The 13,833-nt window shown below is 66.4% G+C and carries 13 protein-coding genes; 7 read left to right on the top strand and 6 right to left on the bottom strand.

Translation table 11 applies throughout. The features are described 5' to 3' along the window. The first annotated feature begins 221 nt into the window (after window positions 1-221). From AC07O2_RS11150 to lipB, 3 genes are all read left to right on the top strand, one after another. Window positions 222-1,112 (top strand): D-amino acid aminotransferase, encoded by an 891-nt coding sequence (locus AC07O2_RS11150; protein ID WP_495075797.1) that lies wholly within the window; start codon window positions 222-224, stop codon window positions 1,110-1,112. A 5-nt stretch (window positions 1,113-1,117) separates the two neighbouring features. Continuing rightward, window positions 1,118-1,423, top strand: coding sequence for an HP0495 family protein (locus AC07O2_RS11145; protein ID WP_495075796.1), 306 nt, complete (start codon window positions 1,118-1,120; stop codon window positions 1,421-1,423). Window positions 1,424-1,539: 116 nt separating this feature from the next. After that, complete coding sequence (lipB, locus tag AC07O2_RS11140; RefSeq protein ID WP_495075795.1) at window positions 1,540-2,220, top strand: lipoyl(octanoyl) transferase LipB; 681 nt, start codon at window positions 1,540-1,542, stop codon at window positions 2,218-2,220. 7 nt (window positions 2,221-2,227) lie between these two features. Here the strand turns inward: lipB and AC07O2_RS11135 are convergent, their stop codons facing one another. Together AC07O2_RS11135 and AC07O2_RS11130 are read right to left on the bottom strand one after the other, a co-directional pair. Further along, window positions 2,228-2,803 (bottom strand): restriction endonuclease, encoded by a 576-nt coding sequence (locus AC07O2_RS11135; protein ID WP_495075794.1) that lies wholly within the window; start codon window positions 2,801-2,803, stop codon window positions 2,228-2,230. Window positions 2,804-2,830: 27 nt separating this feature from the next. Next, window positions 2,831-3,412: a 3'-5' exonuclease gene (locus AC07O2_RS11130; protein WP_495075793.1), complete on the bottom strand. Its 582-nt coding sequence runs from the start codon at window positions 3,410-3,412 to the stop codon at window positions 2,831-2,833. Window positions 3,413-3,486: 74 nt separating this feature from the next. Here AC07O2_RS11130 and chvE point away from each other — a divergent pair, with 74 nt between their 5' ends. The 3 genes from chvE (at window position 3,487) to AC07O2_RS11115 (ending at window position 6,639) form a co-directional block, all read left to right on the top strand. Then, window positions 3,487-4,566 (top strand): multiple monosaccharide ABC transporter substrate-binding protein, encoded by a 1,080-nt coding sequence (gene chvE / locus AC07O2_RS11125; protein WP_495075792.1) that lies wholly within the window; start codon window positions 3,487-3,489, stop codon window positions 4,564-4,566. A 102-nt stretch (window positions 4,567-4,668) separates the two neighbouring features. Beyond that, window positions 4,669-6,045, top strand: a complete 1,377-nt coding sequence (locus AC07O2_RS11120; protein WP_495075791.1) for an esterase-like activity of phytase family protein — start codon at window positions 4,669-4,671, stop codon at window positions 6,043-6,045. Window positions 6,046-6,066: 21 nt separating this feature from the next. Further along, the gene (locus AC07O2_RS11115; RefSeq protein WP_495075790.1) at window positions 6,067-6,639 is read left to right on the top strand and encodes a PEP-CTERM sorting domain-containing protein; all 573 of its coding nucleotides are present in this window, start codon (window positions 6,067-6,069) and stop codon (window positions 6,637-6,639) included. Between the two features lie 147 nt (window positions 6,640-6,786). On the opposite strand, the gene AC07O2_RS11110 is transcribed toward AC07O2_RS11115, so the two are convergent. Together AC07O2_RS11110 and AC07O2_RS11105 are read right to left on the bottom strand one after the other, a co-directional pair. Continuing rightward, on the bottom strand, window positions 6,787-9,510 hold the full coding sequence (locus AC07O2_RS11110) for an Hsp70 family protein (protein ID WP_495075789.1): 2,724 nt from the start codon (window positions 9,508-9,510) through the stop codon (window positions 6,787-6,789). Between the two features lie 91 nt (window positions 9,511-9,601). Then, a complete protein-coding gene (locus AC07O2_RS11105; protein WP_495075788.1) occupies window positions 9,602-10,381 on the bottom strand; it encodes a sigma-70 family RNA polymerase sigma factor in 780 nt (259 codons plus the stop codon). Between the two features lie 87 nt (window positions 10,382-10,468). On the opposite strand from AC07O2_RS11105, the gene AC07O2_RS11100 reads away from it, so the two are divergent. Then, window positions 10,469-11,065 carry an ATP-dependent Clp protease proteolytic subunit gene (locus AC07O2_RS11100; RefSeq protein WP_495075787.1) on the top strand — a complete coding sequence of 199 codons (597 nt, stop codon included), beginning with the start codon at window positions 10,469-10,471 and terminating at the stop codon, window positions 11,063-11,065. A 166-nt stretch (window positions 11,066-11,231) separates the two neighbouring features. Here the strand turns inward: AC07O2_RS11100 and AC07O2_RS11095 are convergent, their stop codons facing one another. Both AC07O2_RS11095 and AC07O2_RS11090 read right to left on the bottom strand, forming a co-directional pair. Then, window positions 11,232-13,076 (bottom strand): Hsp70 family protein, encoded by a 1,845-nt coding sequence (locus AC07O2_RS11095; protein ID WP_495075786.1) that lies wholly within the window; start codon window positions 13,074-13,076, stop codon window positions 11,232-11,234. Further along, a complete protein-coding gene (locus AC07O2_RS11090) occupies window positions 13,073-13,630 on the bottom strand; it encodes a DUF2760 domain-containing protein (protein ID WP_495075785.1) in 558 nt (185 codons plus the stop codon). The genes AC07O2_RS11095 and AC07O2_RS11090 overlap by 4 nt, the downstream gene beginning before the upstream one ends. Window positions 13,631-13,833 lie beyond the last annotated feature (203 nt).

Genomic DNA, 13,833 nt, shown 5'->3' with positions numbered 1-13,833 from the left:
CGTACCCGTCGCGGCTGGCGCCACGCTTACACGCACCCGCCGGGGGCAGATTGTGCCCTTATTCGGTGCATGCAAAACCCTGAAGCCCCTGAATCAATCCGGCCTCTCGCACAAGCACCAGGCCAACACCGCGTTTAGCGTATCCACGATTGGCGAGGCCCGTGCGTGAACTGCTCGCAGGAACAGTCCAAAATAGCCCCCTTAGCTTCTCCTTCCACTCCATGCATTCCCTGCCCGACTTTCCCTGCTACCTCAACGGCAACTACACACCGCTGTGCGACGCCAAGATCAGCGTTATGGACCGCGGCTTCATCTTCGGCGATGGCGTCTACGAGGTGGTGCCGGTCTACTCCGGCCGCCTGTTCCGCTTTGAGCAGCACATGGCGCGGCTGGACCGCAGCCTGGCCGAGCTGCGCATTCCCAACCCGCACACGCACGAGGCCTGGCATGCGATTGCTTCCAAATTAATAGCAGCACGCGCAGAACATACCAACGCCGAAGGCACAAAGACCGCACACAACAACCAACTGGTGTACATCCAGGTGAGCCGTGGTGTAGCCATGCGCGACCATGCCATGCTGGCCGATATGCAGCCCACGGTTTTCGCCATGGCCAACACCATGAACCTGCCTTCGGAAGCGCAGCGCCGCCTGGGCGTGATGTGCGTCACAGCCGAAGACTTCCGCTGGGAAAAGGCCCATATCAAAAGCACCAGCCTGCTGGGCGCGGTGTTTGCCCGGCAGATCGGCGTGGACGCGGGCGCGGTGGAGACCGTGATGTTCCGCGACGGCTTTCTGAGCGAGGCCGCCTCCAGCAATGTGTGGCTGGTCAAGGACGGCGCGGTCTACGGCCCGCCCAACGACAATCTGGTACTGGAAGGCATACGCTACGGCCTGATAGCAGAACTCTGCCAGGCCCAGGGCATTCCCTTCACGCTGCGCCGCATCAGTCGCGATGAGGTGCGGGCCGCAGACGAGCTTCTGCTATCCAGCGCCACCAAGGAAGTCCTGGCCATCACCAGCCTGGACGGCCGGCCGGTTGGCAACGGCCAGCCCGGGCCGGTCTACCAAAAACTGTATGCGGCATACACCGCCGCCAAAGAAAGCCTTTGAACCCCATGAGCACACCGACCACCGACACCCCCGCCGAGCCCACCGATCCACGCAAAGAGTCGCTGATCGAATACCCGTCCCAGTTCCCTATCAAGGTCATGGGCCTGCGGGTCGAGGGCTTCGTCCACGCCATCACCAGCATCGCCAAACAGTTCGACCCCAGCTATGACGCCAGCACGGTTGAGTTGCGCGAAAGCAAGGGCGGCAACTACCTGGGAATCACCGTCACCGTCACGGCCACCAGCCGCGAACAGCTGGACGAGCTGTACCGCACGCTGAGCACCCACCCCATGGTGAAGATGGTCCTGTAGGTTTTGGCTCACCCCCAGGCTACAGTGCTACGCACTTTCCGCCCACCCCCTTGCAGGGGGCAACAGCAGCAGCCCGGCAAAGCCGGTTCTGCGCTGTTCCCCGAAGGGACTGCTGCATGATCGACATCCGCCTTCTCGGCATGGTGGACTACCTGCCCACCGTCCAGGCCATGCAGGATTTCACCACCCAGCGCACGCCGGATGAGCGTGACCAGCTATGGATTTGTGAGCACCCGCCGGTGTTCACCCAAGGCCTGGCCGGCAAGGCCGAGCACCTGCTGCTGCCCGGCGACATCCCCGTAGTGCAAACCAACCGTGGCGGCCAGGTCACCTACCACGGGCCGGGCCAGGTAGTCGGCTACCCGTTGCTGGACCTCAAGCGGGCCGGCTACTTCGTCAAGGAATATGTGTTTCGCATCGAAGAAGCCGTGGTGCAAACCCTGGCGCACTTCGGTGTGACCGGCCTGCGCGTGCCGGGCGCGCCGGGCATCTACGTGCGCCTGCAAGACCCGTTTGGCCATGCGCGCCTGGAAGCCGGCTTTACCGCCAAGGAGCTGGAAACCCAGCCCCACTACCTGGGCAAAATTGCCGCGCTGGGCATCAAGGTCAGCCGGCACTGCACCTACCATGGCGTGGCGCTGAATGTGGCCATGGACCTGGAGCCCTTCCAGCGCATCAACCCCTGTGGCTACGCCGGACTGCAAACCGTGGACCTGGCCAGCCTGGGCGTGCAACTGCCCTGGCAGGACGCTGCCCTGGTGCTGGGCGAAAAGCTGGGCCGCTACCTGCCCGCCTGACGCGTTATCAAGCCTCGGCCGTCTTGAGCAACTGCGCCAAGGCCGTACCCGACACCAGCTGTATGCCCTGCTCCTGGGCAAATACACGGGCCTTGTCGCTCACATCGCCAGCGCTGAGATAGATGCAGGCATCGGCGCCACGGCGCTCCTTCTCAGCCGCCAGATCGCGCAGCGCCTCGACGCCGTGGTTTGCCGCCTTCCAGCGCTTGGCCGCCACCAAGGTGTTTTTACCGTCTTTCGCCAGCTGTAGATCTGCGGCCGGCACATTTAGCCGCGTCACCATATGGCCTTGGGCGCGGTAGGCCGCGTCCAAGCTGTCGGCAAAGTCGCGCCAGGGCATGGCGCCAGCGCGCTCCAGCAGCTCGGCCACACGGGCAGCGCTGGGCACATTCCATTGGCGCTGCAAGGCCATCAGGCCGATCACGAAGAAGGGCAGCGCGCCCATCACGCCGAACGGCACATAGGCCTTGGGCAGCAGGGCCGCCGAAGCCAGGCCGAAAGCCAGCACCAGCAGCATGCTGATCCACCACGGCGAACGCAGCAAGACTGCGAAAAGAGAGTTCTTGGCCATTTTGAGTTTCATGACCAGAAGTGTACGGGTCGTGGAAGGCTAAAGCGCCTGGTACACCCGCAGCGCCGCATAGGCATCGTTGGCCGCGTACAGCATCTGCGTCGGGCTGAGCTGGGGCTGGGCCCAGTTGGAGGTGGTGGTTTTCTTGGACTTGTGGAAGCGCTGGCGCAGCACCACGCCCACCGCCGCGCGCACCCCCATGGAGGTGCCATAGCCCTGCTGGCGGAAGATGCTGTTCAGGTCCAGCACGGCCTGCATCGTCACGCCCAGCCGGGCATGGATTTGCCCACGGTCCTGTTCCAGGCCGAAGCCCACTTTGCGCACCGCGGGTGACTGCAGTATCTGCACCAGGCAGGGCAGCGACTCCGGCCGATGCAACTGGAACAAGAAAGCCTGGGTGGGCAGCGCGAACTGCACCACGTGCGGCCCGCTGCTGACCTCGCCCGGCGCAAACGTGGGCTTGGCCTCGGTATCAAAACCCACGGCACCGGCCGCCAGGATCTGCGCCGTGGCATCCGCGAATTCAGCCTCGGTGTGGGGCACCAGAATGCGGTCCAGCGGCAGGCCCTGGAACGGCGGCAGCGCACCGGTTTCGGCTTTGGTGGGTGCGTTCTTTTTCATTTTTCAGTACCAAGAGGGAAGCAGCCGGTCTGCTACGATCAAATCACAACAATACACATTGGAGACAAGTAGCCATGCAATCTGCGCGCAGACAGCTGTTAGGAGGTTTGGTGGGCGGATTGCTGCCCGGATTGCTACCTTTGGGCGCCTTTTCCCAAATTGCGGAAAAGGGGGTGATCGGCATCTCCCTGCCCACCATCACCTCGCTACGCTGGGTGATCGAAGGCCTGGCCATGACGCGCTTTATGGACAAGCTGGGCTACCGCGCCATTTTGCAGTACGCCAACGACGACCTGGCCGCCCAGACCGCACAGATCGAGGACATGATCGCCAAAGGCGCCTCGGTGCTGGTGATTGGCGCCATAGACGGCACCAAGCTGGCCCCGGTGCTGCAGACCGCCGCCGACAAAAAGGTCAAGGTCATCGCCTACGACCGGCTAATTCGCGGCAGCAACCATGTGGACTACTACGCCACCTTCGACAACTTCCAGGTCGGCGTGCTGCAGGGCAGCGACATCGCCAACCGGCTGGGCCTGGCAACGGGCAAGGGGCCGTTCCGCATCGAGCTGTTCGCCGGCTCGCCCGACGACAACAACGCTCACTTCTTCTACAACGGCGCCATGTCGGTACTCAAACCATTCATCGACAAAGGCCAGTTGGTAGTGGGCTCGGGCCAGATGGGCATGGACAAGGTGTCCACCATGCGCTGGAGCGGCAGCGTGGCGCGCGCCCGCCTGGTCGGCATCCTGGAGCGCAACTACGCCAAGCAGCACCTGGACGCCATCCTCTCGCCCTACGACGGCATCACCATCGACCTGATAGAGGCGCTGAAAAAGGCCGGCTACGGCCAGGGCGGCCAGCCCCTGCCCGTCACCACCGGGCAGGACGCGGAGCTGCCCTCGGTACGCTCCATCATCCGGGGCGAGCAGACCTCCACCGTATTCAAGGACACGCGCGAACTGGCCCAGGTCACCGCCACCATGGTGGACGCCATCCTGTCCGGCAAGAAGCCCTCCATCAACGACGAGAAGACCTATAACAACGGTGAAAAAGTCGTGCCCGCCATGCTGCTCAAGCCGCTGCTGGTGGACGTGAAAAACTGGCGTACCGCCCTGGTGGACAGCGGCTTCTACAAACCCGAGCAGTTCCGCTAACGGCGTGTATACAACTTAGACGGCTGTGCGCAGCGGCGCACAATGTCACCGCGCCGTCACATCACGTACGCATGATGCGTCCTTTTTGCACCAAGGACACCCATGCGCTACCCGCACTCGCGTATCTCCCTGCTAACCGCGGCCCTGGTCTGCGCCCTTGCAGCCACGTCCGCCCAGGCCATCGATCTGGTGGCGATCGGCAAACTCTCCGCAAGCGCAACAGACCTGTCCGGCCAAAGCGGTGCACTGGAAAACGGTGTACGCGGCGACCTGCTGGGTGGCGTGGGATCCGGCCTCACCTGGGCCGGCGGCAGCACCTTTCTGGCCCTGCCCGACCGTGGCCCCAACGCCACCGCCTGGAACGCCAGCGTGGACAACACCGCCAGCTACATCCCCCGCTTCCATACCCTGAACCTGGCGCTGAGCCAAACGCCCGACGCCAGCACCGGCCTGCCCTTCACCCTCAGCCCCAGCCTGCTGGCTACCACGCTGCTGTACAGCCGCACAGCACTGCACTACGGCGAGCCGGTCGCCGGCTTCTCGGCCGTGCCAGCGGCCAACACGACGGGCAAGTTCTACTTCTCGGGCCGCTCGGACAACTTTGCCGCCGCCAGCACCTCCGCCGACGTGGCCGATGCCCGCTTCGACCCCGAAGGCATACGCCTGTCGCGCAGCGGCACCTCGGTGTATATCTCCGACGAGTACGGCCCCTACATCTACCAATTTGACCGCGCCAGCGGCGGCCGCGGCCGCACCATCACCCTGCCGGCCAGCCTGGCCATCGCCAAGAAATCCTCCTCCGGCGCTACCGAAATCAGCGGCAACACCAGCGGCCGCGTAGCCAACAAGGGCATGGAAGGCCTGGCTATCTCGCCCGACGGCACAACCCTGTTCGGCTTCATGCAAAGCCCGCTGATCCAGGACGGCGGCGACGGTGGCCGCGCCAACCGCATCCTGAGCATCAACATCGCCTCTGGCGCCACTCAGCAATACGTCTACGACAACTACCTGGCCGACATGGCCAAGGCCTACAACAGCAGCGAAATCCTGGCGCTGAACAGCCATGAAATCCTGGTGCTGGAGCGCGACGGCAAGGGCCTGGGCGACGACAGCAAAGCCGTGGTCAAGCGCGTCTACAAGATTGACTTGGCTGGCGCCACCGACGTCAGCAAGCTCAGCGGCGAAGCCAACCTGCTGCCCTATGCCGTGCCCAAGACCCTGTTCCTGGACATCGCCGCCAAGCTGCAAGCCGCCGGCCTGAAGAACACGCAAATCCCCGCCAAGCTCGAAGGCATGGCCTTTGGCCAGGACGTGGTGGTAGACCGCGCCGTCAAGCACACGCTGTACATCGGCAACGACAACGACTTCCTGCCCGTCACCGCCGGTGGCCTGGCCAACCCCAACCAGTGGTTCGTCTTCACCTTTGACGAGTCCGACCTGGGCGGCTCCAGCTTCGTGAATCAGACCCTGCCCAACTAAATACTTTTCAGCCCTTACACCATGCACTCCAAATTCCTCGCCATCTCCGCCCTGGCCCTCGGCCTGGCCGGCAGCGCCCACGCCGACTTCGTGCTGAACACAGCCCCCGCCAACTGGACCACGGCCAACAGCAACGGCGGCAACGGCACCGTGGCGGCCAACAGCAGCACGCTGACGCTGAACTCGTCCAACTTCAGCGACTTCAGCGGCGCGCCGCTGGACCCGACCACGCTGAGCTACAGCCTGCTTTTCAACCAGAACACCCTGCTGAGCTTCAACTGGAACTACAGCACAGCCGACGACGGCGGCTCCAGTAACGACAGCTTTGGCTACATCCTGGACGGCGTGCTGCACCAGCTCAGCACCGACGGCCTGTTCGACCCGCAATCAGGCAGCCTGTCGCTGCTGGTGAATGCCGGCAGCACCTTCGGGTTTGAAACCACGTCGGTGGACAGCCTGTTTGGCGGCGCCACCACCGTGGTGTCCAACTTCAGCGCCACCAACCAGATTCCCGAGCCCGGCAGCATGGTGCTGGTATTCACCGGCCTGCTGGCAGCGGGTGCCATCGCAAAGCGCCGTAACAAGCAGGCTTGAGGCTGCATCTACCGTTCGCCCTGAGCCTGTCGAAGGACCCTTCGACAGGCTCAGGGCGAACGGGAAGTTTCATTCTGCAGTCTTGACGGTTTTAGGCATGCAGCGCAGGTAATACCTGCGCAAGTAGCTATCAAATTAATAGCAGACTCAATCCACCAGCTTCAGCCCCACCGGCAGTGATTCGCCGAATACGCGCCGGGTATCAGCCTCGTCCAGCACCGTCACCTCGCGCACCATGGCCACCCAGGCGGGGGCGGCGCGGGCGGCCAGCAAACGGTCGACCACGCGCTGGCGCAGCGCATCGGGCACATCGCGGGCGCGGTCACCGGTGGCGCGGGCGATCTGGGTGGCGGCAAAGGCTGCCGGCTCCACCTTCGCCCAGTCTTGCGCCAGCACGGCCTCCAGCCACTGCACCGCCACCTCCGGCGGCACCACGTGGTGCAGGCTGGCGTACAGCGGCTGGCGCGCACCGATGCGGCCCAGCGCCCACCAGGCCTGCGGGTTCTCGCCCGGCTTTGCCAAGCGCTGCACCAGCCACTGGCCCAGCTGCACTTTGTTGGCTACGGAGATGCGTTCGAACGAAGCCGCCATGCGCAGCATCTCGTCCAGCGCCAGCATGGGCGGGCCGCCGGGCGCTTCAATGTCCTGCCCGCCCACGGGCTGCAGGTAGTAGGCGATGGCTTCATAGACCATGTCTTGCTGCTCGGCCGTCAGCCCACCGGCCACGCGGCGCCACAGCGTCCACCATTCGGACCACTGCTGTGGCTCGTGGCTGTGGGCGATGCCGGGCTCGAACAAGTCCCACAGCTGCTGCACGCGCCAGTCGTCCAGCGGGTGGCCAAAGCCCGGGCGCAACGCGTAGCCGGTCAGGTTGAACCACTGGCGTTCGTGCTGGGCGGTGCGGCGCCGGCGCTTGGCCGTGTCCAGCAGTTGGCCGAACAGGGTGCGCAGCAGCGGTGTGTCCCAGCTGTCGCGGCTGCCCAGCAGGCGTTCCAGCTGGCTGCGCAGCTGCTTGACTTCTTTGGCGTCCACGCCCTGGCTGCGGTCGCCGTAGACGCGGCCGATGGCGTTGCTGGCCTCCGCCAGGCGCGGGTGCGGCACGGCTTCGACGCTGGCCTCGGGGGCCTCGCCGCGCAGCTGGAATTCCAGCTGCCAGCGCTGCCTGGGGTCGGCTACCGCGACGCAATGCATCTCCAGCGTGCCGACCTCGGTGAGCGCAGTGCTGAGCTGCACCAGCACCTCGCTGGCGCTGCCCTGGACCACGGTGGAAATCGGTGGCAAGCGCACGAAGTGGCCCGTGGATAAATCGATCAGCTCGCCCGGCTGGTGCCGGGTATCGGTGACGCTGGAGGCCAGGTAGAAACGCACCGGCCGGCCCAGGCGCAGCGCAAATGTGCGGTCGGCCAGGGTGATGGCCCGGCCTTCTTCGGCGCCATGCGGCAGCACGCAGATGCCGCGCAGGCTGGTCAGGCCGTCATCGAGCACCAGGAAGTAGCTGCGCGCCGAGCCACCGCCGATGCGCGGTGCCTTGCCGGCGCGGGCCAGCGCATAGGCCACGGCGCCGCGGGCCACGGCGGCATCCAGTTGCGGGCTGTGCAGCAGCTGCAGCGGCTGGGCGCTCCAGCGGTTCAATGTGTCGTGCAGACGTTGGACCAAGGCCTCGGCATGGAATACGCCGCCATTCAGCAGCAGCGCATCCGGCCGCACGCTGGGGTGGCGCTGCAAAAAAGCGGCGATATGCCGGGTGATGGCCGCGTCGCTCGCATACGGCAGGCCGAAGGCCACCAGGCCACCACGTCCGCTATGGGCGCGCTGCGGCAGGGCGTCGGCGGCGACCGGGGGGAAGAAGCCGTCGACCAGCAGCTGCTGCAGATCGGCCTGGCTTAGCGGTGCCGAGCGCGCGCCACCTATGAGTCTGGAGCCGCTGCCCAGCAGGGTGACGGTCGTGCTGTCGGGCGCGCCCGGGCTCCACAGCAGCTCCTTGGCAGCGCGGCAGCGCTGGGTCAGCTGCGCCAGCTGGGTCGCGCTCAGGCGCTCGCTGCCCAGGCGCGACTCGACCAGATGCGCGAGCGCCAGGTCCATGTTGTCGCCGCCTAGCACTAGGTGGTCGCCCACGCCGCTGCGGGTGAGCTTGGGTTCGCCGCCGACGATCTCTACGTCGATCAGCGTCAGGTCGGTGGTGCCGCCGCCCACGTCGCAGACCAGCACGCGGCGGGTTTTCTTTAAATCTTCCGCCAGCGTGTCGCGGTGGCTGTAGACCCAGTCGTAGAACGCGGCCTGGGGTTCTTCGATCAGCCTGACGCCAGGCAAACCCGCCAGGCGTGCGGCTTCCAGCGTGAGTGCGCGCGCACCTTCGTCGAAGGACGCGGGCACGGTCAGCACCAGCTCTTGCTGTTCCAGCGGGGCTTTCGGGTGCTGGGCGTTCCAGGCGGCGCGCACATGGGTCAGGGTGCTGGCGCTGGCGGCCAGGGGCGAAACCTTGGCAATGTCGTCAGGCGCGCCCCAGGGCAGGATGGGCGCGGCGCGGTCCACCGCGGCGTGCGACAGCCAGCTTTTGGCACTGGCCACCAGCCGACCAGGCTGCTGCGCACCCAACTCCAGCGCGAAGCGGCCCAATACCGCAGATTCCGCCGACTCGGTAGACGGCCAGGGCAGCTGCACATCCGCCGGCGCCAGCGTGCCGGGCGCAGGGTGAAAGCGCACCGAAGCCAGCTGCGGCAGCGCCGCCACCTCGCCCGCGGCCACCAGCTGGGCGATGGGGAACAGCTGGATTTGCGCCGCCCCGCGTTCGGCAAACGCCACCACCGTGTGGGTGGTGCCCAGATCGATGCCAACGGTATAGCGCGGTTGCTTGCTTGCTACATTAAGCATAGCTGCTTGCGCAAATAACATCTGCGGCGGAGGCTTTTTTCATACTGGAAGTGTAATCAGCCCACGGCACCGGCCAGCCGGGCTGCGGCTCTCACTGCAGCGCGGCTTCCGGCTCACACTCGGGCCGCACACCCAGCGGCAGCACGCACAGCCGGACGCCGTCCAGGCTGAGCACCAGGCCCAGTTGACCGCCCAGCTGCACGACGCCGCAGGTGCTCGCAGGCGATGCTATCGTGGTTGCTATCGCCAGCGTGGACATAGCCGCCAAGGCGCTGATCGGTGGCTGGCGCAGTATCGCCCACAGGGTCTGCGGATCGCGCAGCTGCAGGGATTGCAGGTAGAGGCGGAACACGGTTTCTTGTTCCGCCGTTGGCTCCGTATCGGTCCCGGGGCCAGCCGCTTGGCGCAGCCGCAACACCGCCCGGCGCAGCTGCTGCCGACTCGCGGCTTCAGACCGGCCGCTGGCCTCGGCGATCTCGGCATGGGTGACCTCGAAGACCTCGTGCAGCAACAGGGCGGCGCCGTCCTCCGGTGCCAACTGGGCCGCGAGCCGGCGCAAGGCGTGGGTGGTTTCCTGCGCCAGCGCCGCATCCATCTCGGCCGAGGGGGATGTGGCGTCGTCAGCGTCCATCCCGGCCAGCCATTGCTGCATCCAGTCGCGGCGACGCAGGCGGTCTATGGCCAGGTTGCGCACCACGGTGAGCAGCCAGGCCTGGGCAACAAAGGGCGCCTGCGTGTCTGGCGTCAGCGCGCGCAGGTAGGCGTCCTGCACAGCGTCCTCGGCTTCCGCCGGGCCCAGCAAGCGGGAGGCAGCGCGCAGCAGGCGGCGGCGGTCGGAATCCAGCAGAACCCAATGGTGTTCGTCGTACATGTCTACATGGTGCCATAGGGTGGCTTGGGGGATGTCACAAAAGCTAAGCCCCATTCGTCAAAGCAGTTCAACTACCAGGACTCCAACATGGACACCCCAGACACCACCCCGCCATCCAGCGCCACCGAGCCGCGCACCTCTTACCTGGAGGAAAAAGCCTTCAAGTCGCGTACCTTGCTGATTTTCGGCACCGTCACCGACGTGATGGCCGCCGACGTGGCGCGCAGGCTGATCGCGCTGGACGCCGACAGCGCCGACCCGATTGACGTGCTGGTCAGCTCGCCGGGCGGCCACCTGGAGTCGGGCGATGCCATCCACGACATCCTGCGTTTCATTGCCGCGCCGGTGAACATGGTGGGCACCGGCTGGGTCGGCAGCGCCGCCACCCATTTGTTCCTGGCCGTGCCGCGTGCGCGGCGCTACTGCCTGCCGAACACGCGCTTTCTGATCCACCAGCCCAGCGGCGGCGCGGGCGGGCCGGCCAGCGACATCGCCATCCAGGCGCGCGAGATCGTCAAGGCCCGCGAGCGCATCGCCCGCACCATCGCGCGCGAAACCGGCAAGCCGCTGGAGGAGGTGCTGGTCGACATAGAGCGGGACCGCTGGCTGTCGGCCGAGGAAGCGGTGGAGTACGGCCTGGTGTCGCGGATCATCGAGCGCAAGACGGAGCTCAGGGAAGCGTGATGCTCACTTTTTAATAGCTGCTAGCGCAGGTGTTACCTGCGCTAGCAGCCTGTTTAACGTGAACATTCCCTGCCAGAGAACCCGTTGAACCGGCTTTGCCGGGCCACTGGGTTCGCCCCCTGCAAGGGGGTGGCGGAAACGCGCAGCGTGGAGCCTGGGGGTGAGCCTAATTCCTTACTTCGAACTCGATCTTCCAGCCGTCGCCACCGTTGCGCGGAATCGCGTGCAGCTCCAATGTGCCGGCTTCGGTGACGGCGGCGCGCAGTTTCACCGGCACCACCTCGCCGGGCGCGCGGCCGTCGGCTGGAAGGTTGGCTTCGATCTCGGCCAGCTCCTGCAGCTCGTCGGGTGACCAGAAATCCAGCAGCATGCCGACAGCATCCTCGCGCCGCACGGACGAGCCGAAGAAGCGGAAGCGCACGGCTTCGCCGACCACCAGGCCAAACTCCTGCGGCGGCAAGTCCGCTTGGCTGCCTTCTTCCATGCCGAAGGGCGCCACGCACAGGGCCTGCACCGGTGGCTCCAGGCCGGGCACGGCGGGCATGGCCGATTCAATGCCCACGTAGTAGGACTGGGCCGTGCCGCCGCGGATGCGGATGCCCTGGCCTTGGCGCACCGTACCGTAGTAGGCGGCGCCGCGGGCTACCGCGTAGTCCAGGTCGGCACCGTCGAGCAGGCGTGCAGCCGGCGCGCCTTCGGCTTCCAGCCAGCTGTTCAGCGTGGCCAGGGTGCGCTGCACCAGCAGGTCCGACTTGAACACGCCGCCGTTGAACAGCACGGCCGTGGGGTGCAGAAAACTCGCGTCCAGCGCGGGCGCAAAGCCACCCAGGGCCGCAGTGGCGCCGACCTGGCGGCCCAGCAGCGCGGCCAGGTGCCGGGTGACGGCCGCGTCCTGCGCATACGGCAGGCCCAGCTGGGTCAAGCCCGCACGGGCCCGGCTGATGGGGCGGGCGCTGCTGTCCACCTGCGGAAAGAAGCCTTCCAGGATGGTGGCGGTGAGCGCTTCGCGGCGCAGCTCGGCGCTGATGGAGCCGCCGATCAGGCGCGCGCCGCGGCTGGGGATGACCAGCGGAACCGACTGCACCTCGGCGTCGCTGAGCAGCTTTTCCTTGGCCAGCCGGCAGGCGTAGGTGAGGGCGCGCAACTGCCAGGCGTCCAGCGATTTGCCGTCCGCCGCCAGCTGGCGCGCCACACCGTGGGCCAGGGCCAGGTCCATGTTGTCGCCGCCGAGCAGGATGTGTTCGCCCACGGCCACGCGGTGCAGCTGCAGATTGCCTTCGGATTCGACCACGGCGATCAGCGAGAAGTCGCTGGTGCCGCCGCCTACGTCGACCACCAGGATCACGTCGCCCACCTTGACCTGTTTGCGCCAACCGCCGCCGCTTTGGGCGATCCAGCTGTACAGCGCGGCCTGCGGCTCTTCCAGCAGGGTGACACTGGTATAGCCAGCGGCCTGGGCGGCTTCTGCCGTGAGTTCGCGGGCGGCGGGGTCGAAGGACGCGGGGATGGTCACGGTCAGCGCCTGCTGGCCGAACGGGGCTTCGGGGTGGGCGCTGTTCCAGGCATCGCGCAGATGCGCCAGGTAGCGGGTGCTGGCCTCCAGCGGCGAGATGCGCGCCACCTCGTCCGCTGCAGCACCGGGCAGGTCCGGCGGCAAGATGGCCGCGCGCCGGTCCACGCCGGGGTGGCAGAGCCAGCTCTTGGCGCTGGACACCAGGCGGATCGGCGTTTGCGCGCCGTGGCTGCGCGCCCATTCGCCGACCACGCCCGTGGGCGCAGCGTCCCAGGGCAAAGCCAGGTCGCCGGGGGCGAATTCGCTGCCGTGGGGCAGATAAATGAAGGACGGCAGCAGCGCGTAGTCCTGCACCGCGCCAGGGCCGCTTTGCTGCGGTATGGGCAATATCTGCGGGGTGGCGCTGGGGTCGTTCAGGTCGGTGAACGACAGGGCGCAGTGGGTCGTGCCCAGGTCGATGCCGATGGCGTAGCGGGCAGCGTTTGGAGCTGCACTCACAGTTCCACCTCAGCGGCGGCGATGACGTGCGGGTCGTGGCCCTCGGTGGTGCGCGGCAGGCGCACGTCGGTAGCCTTCCAGCCGGGGTGGCGCAGCGTGCCACGGAACGGAGCCTGGCCGACCACATTGCCGGTAAGGCGCACGCTGCTGGCGTCAAAGCCGGCATCCAGCACGACGCGGCTGCCTTCGGCCTCAGTGCGGGCCGGCACCAGGGTGAAATGCTCTTGCAGCACCTTGCGGCAGCCGGTGTGCACCAGGCGCGCGGCGCCGCCAATGTCGGCGTCGGAATAGGCGGCCACGTCTTCCTGGATGAAGTCCACAAACCGGGCTTCGCGCTGCAGCAGGCCCAGCAGTTGCAGGGCGGCGTCCGGGGTGGAGACTTTCACCACAGGTGCGGGCGTTGGCACGGGCGCGGGTGGCGCAACGGGAGACGGGGCAGGCGCAGCCGGCACGCCGTCACGCAGTGCTTGCAGGCGGGCGGCCAGGGCACCATCGCCCAGCACGGCAAATGCCAGGGCCAGGCGGCTGAAAAAAGAGGGGCTTTGACTCGGCATTCATTTCTCCACAAATAATTTAGGCACAACGCACCCCTCCAAGGACACCGTAGAACCGGCTTTGCCGGGCTACTGGTGTCGCCCCCTGCAAGGGGGTTGGCGCAAGACGCGTAGCGCTGCAGCCTGGGGGTGAGTCAAGTCCTTCCACAAAGACAAACGGCCCGGTGATCCACCAGGCCGCAGGGCATATTTTGTCAGGGATG

The sequence above is a fragment of the Rhodoferax sp. GW821-FHT10B06 genome (assembly GCF_059415605.1).
The sequence above is the reverse complement of the archived record's forward strand: the minus strand, read 5'-3'. Positions and strand labels throughout refer to the sequence as shown.

Coding starts and splice junctions, on each gene's coding strand:
- AC07O2_RS11150 (WP_495075797.1), top strand. CDS start 222: ATGCATTCCCTGCCCGACTTTCCCTGCTACCTCAACGGCAACTACACA.
- AC07O2_RS11145 (WP_495075796.1), top strand. CDS start 1,118: ATGAGCACACCGACCACCGACACCCCCGCCGAGCCCACCGATCCACGC.
- lipB (WP_495075795.1), top strand. CDS start 1,540: ATGATCGACATCCGCCTTCTCGGCATGGTGGACTACCTGCCCACCGTC.
- AC07O2_RS11135 (WP_495075794.1), bottom strand. CDS start 2,803: ATGAAACTCAAAATGGCCAAGAACTCTCTTTTCGCAGTCTTGCTGCGT.
- AC07O2_RS11130 (WP_495075793.1), bottom strand. CDS start 3,412: ATGAAAAAGAACGCACCCACCAAAGCCGAAACCGGTGCGCTGCCGCCG.
- chvE (WP_495075792.1), top strand. CDS start 3,487: ATGCAATCTGCGCGCAGACAGCTGTTAGGAGGTTTGGTGGGCGGATTG.
- AC07O2_RS11120 (WP_495075791.1), top strand. CDS start 4,669: ATGCGCTACCCGCACTCGCGTATCTCCCTGCTAACCGCGGCCCTGGTC.
- AC07O2_RS11115 (WP_495075790.1), top strand. CDS start 6,067: ATGCACTCCAAATTCCTCGCCATCTCCGCCCTGGCCCTCGGCCTGGCC.
- AC07O2_RS11110 (WP_495075789.1), bottom strand. CDS start 9,510: ATGCTTAATGTAGCAAGCAAGCAACCGCGCTATACCGTTGGCATCGAT.
- AC07O2_RS11105 (WP_495075788.1), bottom strand. CDS start 10,381: ATGTACGACGAACACCATTGGGTTCTGCTGGATTCCGACCGCCGCCGC.
- AC07O2_RS11100 (WP_495075787.1), top strand. CDS start 10,469: ATGGACACCCCAGACACCACCCCGCCATCCAGCGCCACCGAGCCGCGC.
- AC07O2_RS11090 (WP_495075785.1), bottom strand. CDS start 13,630: ATGCCGAGTCAAAGCCCCTCTTTTTTCAGCCGCCTGGCCCTGGCATTT.